Source organism: Aeromonas sp. ZOR0001 (genome assembly GCF_000801015.1).
Taxonomy (GTDB): Bacteria; Pseudomonadota; Gammaproteobacteria; order Enterobacterales; family Aeromonadaceae; genus Aeromonas; species Aeromonas veronii.
This window is the reverse complement of sequence record NZ_JRJY01000080.1, coordinates 1-6,884: the sequence shown is the minus strand read 5'-3', so window position 1 is coordinate 6,884 and position 6,884 is coordinate 1. Positions and strand designations below refer to the sequence as shown.

Below are 6,884 nucleotides of genomic sequence, written 5' to 3'. Positions count from 1 at the left end.
CCGCCGACTCAGCTCGGCAGGATCCAGCCCTGACTGGCTGGCGCGGTAGTTGAGCGCCTCCACATCGCGCAGCTCGCCCGGCTGCCAGTGGCGGTTGGTCATAGCCAGCTCCTCCCCCTGATAGATGAAGGGAGTACCCTGCATCATATGCAGCACCATGGCCCACAGCTTGGCGCTGGTTTCCCGCCACTTTGGCCTGTCATCGCCAAAGCGGGAGACGGCGCGGGGCAGGTCGTGGTTGCCGAGAAACAGGCTGTTCCAGCCCTGACCGTGCAGCCCTTGCTGGTGGCGGGCCATGGCTCGCTTGAAGACGAGGGGAGCAAAGCGGGATGACCACTTGTCACTGCCCAGCCCCAGATGCTCGAAGTTGAACACCATGCTGAACTCGCTGCCATCGTGGTTCGAATAGTTCAGCATATGGGCGAGATCGGCCCCCCAGGTCTCCCCCACCGTGATGATCCCCTTGCCGCCGAAGCTCGCGGCATTGAGCTCGCGGATATAGTCGTGCAGGCGCGGGCCGTTGCTCATGGCCAGTCGGTCCCACTCCTTGCTCACCATGTCGATCACATCGAAGCGAAATCCCTTGATCCCTTTGCCCAGCCAGAAGTTGATCACCTCTGCCATTTCGGCCCGCACCGCCGGGTTGTCCCAGTCCAGATCGGCCTGACTCGCGTCGAAGTTGTGCAGGTAGTAGCGATCAAGCGCTGGCACATACTGCCAGCCGCTGCCGCCAAAAATCGAGGTAATGGGGTGGGCATCGACAAAGGTTTGATCCCGGAATACGTAGTAGTCCTGATAGCGGGGATCCCCCGCCAGCGCTTTCACAAACCACTCGTGCTCGGTGGAGGTATGGTTGGCGACTATATCCATCATGATGCCGATGCCGTGAGCGGCCGCTTCGGCTATCAGCATTTCCATCTCGGCCAGGGTGCCGAAGGCGGGGTCGATGGCACGGTAGTCCGCCACGTCATAGCCGTTGTCCCGTTTGGGGGAGCGATAGATGGGGGTGAGCCAGAGCATATCGACCCCGAGGGTGGCCAGATAGTCGAGGCGCTGACGGATGCCGTTGATATCGCCCATGCCGTCGCCATCGCTGTCCTGAAAACTAATGGGGTAGATCTGGTAGATGATGCAGCTATCGAGGTCGATATCGGGCGTGTGAAGGGAGTGCGTATTCATCAGCGTGGCCGGTTGGGGGAGAAGATTTTCTATCTTACGCAGATGAACGGGCAGTCAACAGGGCAGGGGAAACCTTGAAAAGGGTTCCATTGTTGGCTGATTCCCAAAAGTGCGGGGAGGGTCACAAAGGCGCCATCCCGAGCCACGGAGGTGGTCGGGATGGCACGGCACTTAGCGCTGATGCACCGCAGCGATACAGGCTATTGAGCAGCCTTGGCCTGCTCGCTGCGCTGCTCCTGCTGGCGTTCTGCCTTCTCTTGTTGGCGCTCCGCTTGTGCTTCCAGCTCCTTGCCGAGGAAGTAGTTCAGGAAGGTGCGGATCACCGCGATGATGGCAAGGCGGATCAGCTCCTCCTTGCTCGGCGCGACCGTGGTGGCCAGGATGTCTGCGGCGAGCTGGAACTCCAGCGCCAGAATGAGCCAGCTGCCAAAGCAGAGACGAATGCGCGGAAAGCCGGGCTGGTGATCCCGCACTCTTGCCGCCAGCCAGAGGGTTTTGCCAAGCCCTATCACTACACAGGCGATGGAGATGATCTCCAGCAGTAGCTGGAACAGCTCGACCCCGTGCATCATCCCCTCTTTCAGGCTCGCTATCTCAAACACTCGGGTCACCTCCATGATTCAAAAGAGGACACTATTAACACATTGCTCGGCAAAGGCCAAATCCGGCTCAGGCAATCAGTTTGAATTCAATCACATAGAGCGGCGGTAGATCGGGGTAGATCTCGCGGATCACCTGTTTGAGCTCGGGGAGGGTCATGTTCTCCTGACGGGCGTGCTTGTCATTCAGTTCATCGAAGGCGACCGCCTTGACCGAGAGCACCTCTATGGTGCCAAAGGGCTGGTGCTCCGGGTTGGTGAACAGCGCCAGACGTTGGCCGGGTTGCCAGTTGGCCTCGCTCTCGTCGCGGATGGTGATGGTCTTGCGGCCCGCCTGAATGTCGGCAACGAAGCGGCTGAAGAAGGTGAATTCGGGATAGGAATGAGCAGACATGGTGACTCCTGACTGGGTGAATCGAAATGAGGTGAATGGAAATCAAAGATCGAGATAGGCGCGCAGCCTGGCCAGATCGGCGATAACGGGGCCGTCACTGCTGTCGGCAATTATGCCCTGTTCGACCAGCTCCTTGAGGGCGCGGCGGTAAACCCGCTCGGTGGTGCCGAAGCGCGCCGCCTCATGGGCCCGCTTGCGCGATCCCAGCATCGGAGTGCGCTGGCGCTCACGCCATAGCTCATAGGCGATGTTGTAGGCGATGGGGTGGAGCAGCCGGCTGGTGGTGATCTCCAGGGTGTCGAGATAGTCGCTGGCAAGCGCCGCAGCGAAAAAGAGGGTCAACTCAGGTTCTGCCAGCAGGCGCTGGGCTAGTTTGTTGGCGCAGATGACTCGGGCATCCAGCTCGGTCTCGGCCACCACGTTCCACTGTACCGGGGTTGCGCTGAAGAACTCCATCTCGCCGAAGATTTGGCTGTGGCACTCAATTTCGCCAAGCTGGAAGCGGCGGCCAGAGTGTACCGTGCTGTTGAGGGAGACCCGGCCATGTTCGACCAGATAGAGCTGCTCGCTCTGCTCCCCCTGCCGCATGATCAATTCGCCCGGTAGGTAACGGCGCAGAAACAGTGTGCAGGCGTCGAGCGCCGCGGCAAAGCGGGGTTCAAGCTGCTGGAGTTCGGCGTGAAAACGGCCGAGGGGGTAGGGCTGTTGCTGCATGACTTGCCTGTCGCACCGGATGACGAGGGCCATGAGGCTAGCAAGAGTGCGGGCCGGATACCAGCCCGCACGGTAGCGGATGTGCCGCAGTTAACGGTTTGCGGTTTATTGCACCAGAGCGTGGAGGGCGGCCGCGATGGCTTGCTGCTCACCGGCCATCATCGCCTGTTCGGCACTGGCGTAATCCGCTACCCCTTGTTGCACATCCTGCTCGAACAGCACCACGTTGCAGAGCACGGCGGCAACCCGCACCTTGCGCAGGCGCCCTACAGTCAGCAGGGAGGCGGTCTCCATATCGGCGCCGAGCACGCCACGGGCATGCCAGTAGCGGCACACCTCCTGCTCATCATCTCGATAAAAGCTGTCGTGGGAGCGTACCAGCCCGTGCCAATGAGGCTGGCTGCTAGTGGCCACATGGTTGAGCAGGGCCGCTTGCAGCCAGATATCGGCGCAGGCGGGGTACTCGGCGGGCAGATAGGCCTGTGAGGCCCCCTCATTGCGAACCGCCCCTTCCACCACGATAAGGTCGCCAAGGCCGATGTCGTGCTGCAGGGCACCGGCGGAGCCGACCCGAATAAGCGAGCGGGCGCCGGCTTGCACCAGCTCCTCCAGCGCTATGATGGCCGAGGCACCGCCAATGCCGGTGCTGCAAACCGTGATGGGCTGCCCCTGATAGGATCCGTTGATGAGGCGAAACTCCCGGTTTTGCCCCAGCACCTCACACTCTTCAAGCTGGCTGGCGATGCGATCGACCCGGGCCGGGTCGCCGCACAGTACCACCCGCTCGGCAATCTGGTCGGGGCTGCACTGGAGATGGGGTAACAGACTCATGGCTCACAGACCTTGTGGCTGGCGCTTGGCGGCAATCACCCAGAGGCGGGTGCCGTTGGCGGCGATAAACAGCAGGATCAGGTATTCGAGCGACATGGCGTAGACGCCCTGCGCGGCATAGACACCGATGCTGATGATGTTGATGACGACCCAGAGGATCCAGTTCTCCACGTATTTGCGGGTCATCAGGATCTGGGCGACCACCGAGAGCACCGTCATGCTGGCATCCCAGAACGGGAAGGCATCGGGGGAGGGCTCGGGGATGGCAAGGTTGGCACCAAACAGGTTGAGCAGGGAGACCGAGGTACGCGCCAGGGTGGCGAAGACCGGGTCGATATAGCGGGTCAGCAGAGCGATGGCCAGCACGCTCACGGCGGCGGTCACCATCAGTTTGGATCTGCTGAGCCAGCGGATCTGCAGGGTATCCCCCTGATCGTTGGCCGGGCGGGTCCAGGCGTACCAGCCGTAGACGTTGGCGCAGAAGAAGAACAGCTGCAGCAGCAACAGTCCGTAGAGCTGGATCTGGAAGAAGATGATGGCAAACAGGCTGACGTTGATCAGGCCAAACAGGTAGTTGATGGTCTTCTCCTGACTGGCGAACCAGATACAGGCCAGCCCGAACAGGGTGCCGATGGCTTCAATCCATGACATGGCATAGCCGCCACCCAGCGGTATGGTCACCAGCGTGTTATTGATGCTGAACAGCTCGAATATGCTCATTTTCTGATCCTTGGACATGAGGGTTAGTATGCGAGGGCGCCATTCTAAGGGGTGAGGGGGAGTAGGGGCAGGACTTTTGTCCGCCCCGGGCTTGGCCCATATCAAAGAAATCGCCGCTGGTGCCCGGTTATTCCAGCAGTGATGGGTTATGGGGCCCCGGCGGGCCGGACTTTATTGATATGTAGCAAGATGATAGCGCCATGGCTGTGGTCTGATAGAGTCCACTCTCCGGGAGGAGAATCACGTGATAAAAGGAGGTTGTATTGAATTCCGAGCTTGTCTGGGTGCTCTGTCTGCTGGCTGGCGCCATCTATCTCTTCATGACCAACAAGGTGCGCATGGACGTGGTCGCCCTGTTGATCATTATCCTCTTTGTGCTGAGCGGCACCCTCACCCTGCCGGAGGCGCTGGCGGGTTTCAGCGATCCCAACGTTATCCTGATTGCCGCCCTGTTTGTGGTGGGTGAGGGGCTGGTTCGCACCGGCATCGCCTATCAGGTGGGGGATGCATTGGTGAAGGTGGCGGGTAGCAGCGAGACCAAGCTGCTGGTGTTGCTGATGGTAGCGGTGGCGAGTCTGGGGGCTGTGATGAGCAGCACCGGAGTGGTGGCCATCTTTATCCCGGTGGTGCTGAGCGTGGCGAACCGGATGGGGATCCCGGCCGGTCGCCTGATGATGCCCCTCGGTTTTGCCGGGCTGATCAGCGGCATGATGACGCTGGTGGCCACGCCCCCCAACATGGTGGTCAACAGCGAGCTGATGCGTCATGGCATTCACGGTTTCGGGTTCTTCGATTTCACCCCCATGGGCGTGCTGATCCTGGGGCTGGGCATCCTCTACATGCTGCTGGTGCGCGGCTCTTTGGTGGGCGAGGGAGAAGAGGGCAAAGGCAAGCCGACCGGGCGCCGCACCCTGCGCGATCTCATCCGAGACTACCGACTGGCCGGTCGGGCCCGTCGTCTGGCGCTGCGGCCTGACTCCCCGCTGATTGGTCACACCCTGGACGAGCTGCAACTGCGTGCCCGTTATGGTGCCCACGTCATCGGGGTGGAGCGCTGGCGCAAGTTTCGCCGGGTGATGGTGCCAGTGTCGGGGATCAGTGAGTTCCAGGCGAAGGATGTGCTGCTGATCGACATGTCAGACCCCGAGGTGGATGTGCGGGCGTTTTGCAGCGAGGCGCGGCTCGAACCCATGATCCTGCGCGGGGAGTACTTCTCCGATCAGGCGCGGGAGGTGGGGATGGCCGAGGTGTCGCTGATCCCCGAGTCCAAGCTGCTGGGTAAAAGCGTGCGTGAGGTGACCTTCCGCTCCAGCTATGGCCTGAGCGTGGTGGGGCTGCGCCGCGACGGTGAGGCACTGGCAGGCAAGCTGGTGGATGAGCCACTGCAGATGGGCGACACCCTGCTGGTGGTAGGGAACTGGAGCCACATCAGACAGTTGCAGACCCATAGCCGCGACTTTCTGCTGATGGGGCTGCCCGCCGAAGTGGACGAGATGGCCCCCGCCCGCAGCCAGGCCATTCATGCCCTCTTCTGTCTTGGAGTGATGATCCTGCTGATGGTGACCGATCCGGTGCCCAACGTGATTGCCGCGCTGATCGCCTGTCTGCTGATGGGCAAGTTTCGCTGCATCGATATGGAAAGTGCCTACAAGTCGATCCACTGGCCGACCCTGATCCTCATCGTCGGCATGCTCCCCTTTGCGCTGGCGCTGCAAAAAACCGGCGGGGTGGATCTGATCGTCGGTGGCCTGATCAATGCGGTCGGGGAGATGGGGCCGCGGGTCATGCTGGCCAGCCTGTTTGCCCTCTGCGCGGTGATCGGGCTCTTTATCTCCAACACGGCGACGGCGGTATTGATGGCGCCTATTGCGCTGGGCACGGCCCAGCAGATGGGAGTCTCGCCCTATCCGTTTGCCATGACCATTGCCATTGCCGCCTCGGCCGCTTTTATGACGCCGGTCTCGTCACCGGTGAATACCCTGGTACTGGGGCCGGGCAACTACAAGTTTGCCGATTTTATCCGTATCGGGGTGCCATTCACCCTGTTGGTGATGGCGGTCAGCGTGGTAGCGATCCCCTGGTTCTTCCCGTTCTGATAACCGGGATGATGAATGTGTGCACCAGCGGCCTGCGGGCCGCTTTTTTATGGCCGGGAGACAAGAGTGGCAAGGCGTGCTCGGAATCAGTGAAGAGTGATGTGGACGGGAATTAACGTGGAGCTGGGTTAATAGAGGAGCGAGAGAAAAACTGGGGAGAGGCAAATTTCAGATACAAAAAAACCAGCGTGAGCTGGTCTGTTTGGTACAGCTATTAATGGTGCGGAAGGAGAGACTCGAACTCTCACGCCTAGGGCGCCAGAACCTAAATCTGGTGCGTCTACCAATTTCGCCACTTCCGCAATATTAATGGTGGCTATGACGGGATTCGAACCTGTGACCCCCGCATTA

7 protein-coding genes and 1 tRNA gene are annotated in these 6,884 nt (G+C 60.7%); 1 reads left to right on the top strand and 7 read right to left on the bottom strand.

Going from position 1 to position 6,884, the window contains the following annotated elements:
- The 6 genes from L972_RS09890 to pnuC all read right to left on the bottom strand — a co-directional run.
- A partial coding sequence (locus L972_RS09890; protein ID WP_047438219.1) for an alpha-glucosidase occupies positions 1 to 1,179 on the bottom strand: 1,179 nt, incomplete at its 3' end.
- A gap of 200 nt (positions 1,180 to 1,379) precedes the next feature.
- Positions 1,380 to 1,781, bottom strand: coding sequence for a DUF1622 domain-containing protein (locus L972_RS09885; RefSeq protein WP_047437940.1), 402 nt, complete (start codon positions 1,779 to 1,781; stop codon positions 1,380 to 1,382).
- Between the two features lie 67 nt (positions 1,782 to 1,848).
- On the bottom strand, positions 1,849 to 2,172 hold the full coding sequence (yqfB, locus tag L972_RS09880; RefSeq protein WP_047437938.1) for a N(4)-acetylcytidine aminohydrolase: 324 nt from the start codon (positions 2,170 to 2,172) through the stop codon (positions 1,849 to 1,851).
- A 42-nt stretch (positions 2,173 to 2,214) separates the two neighbouring features.
- Positions 2,215 to 2,886 (bottom strand): Crp/Fnr family transcriptional regulator, encoded by a 672-nt coding sequence (locus tag L972_RS09875; protein ID WP_047437937.1) that lies wholly within the window; start codon positions 2,884 to 2,886, stop codon positions 2,215 to 2,217.
- A 105-nt stretch (positions 2,887 to 2,991) separates the two neighbouring features.
- The gene (locus L972_RS09870; protein WP_047437935.1) at positions 2,992 to 3,717 is read right to left on the bottom strand and encodes a nucleoside phosphorylase; all 726 of its coding nucleotides are present in this window, start codon (positions 3,715 to 3,717) and stop codon (positions 2,992 to 2,994) included.
- 3 nt (positions 3,718 to 3,720) lie between these two features.
- Entirely contained in the window at positions 3,721 to 4,437 is a 717-nt protein-coding gene (gene pnuC, locus L972_RS09865; protein ID WP_047437934.1) for a nicotinamide riboside transporter PnuC, read from the bottom strand.
- Between the two features lie 263 nt (positions 4,438 to 4,700).
- On the opposite strand from pnuC, the gene L972_RS09860 reads away from it, so the two are divergent.
- Positions 4,701 to 6,533, top strand: a complete 1,833-nt coding sequence (locus tag L972_RS09860; RefSeq protein ID WP_047437932.1) for an SLC13 family permease — start codon at positions 4,701 to 4,703, stop codon at positions 6,531 to 6,533.
- Positions 6,534 to 6,751: 218 nt separating this feature from the next.
- On the opposite strand, the gene L972_RS09855 is transcribed toward L972_RS09860, so the two are convergent.
- A tRNA-Leu gene (locus tag L972_RS09855) sits at positions 6,752 to 6,835 on the bottom strand.
- Between the last annotated feature and the right edge of the window lie 49 nt (positions 6,836 to 6,884).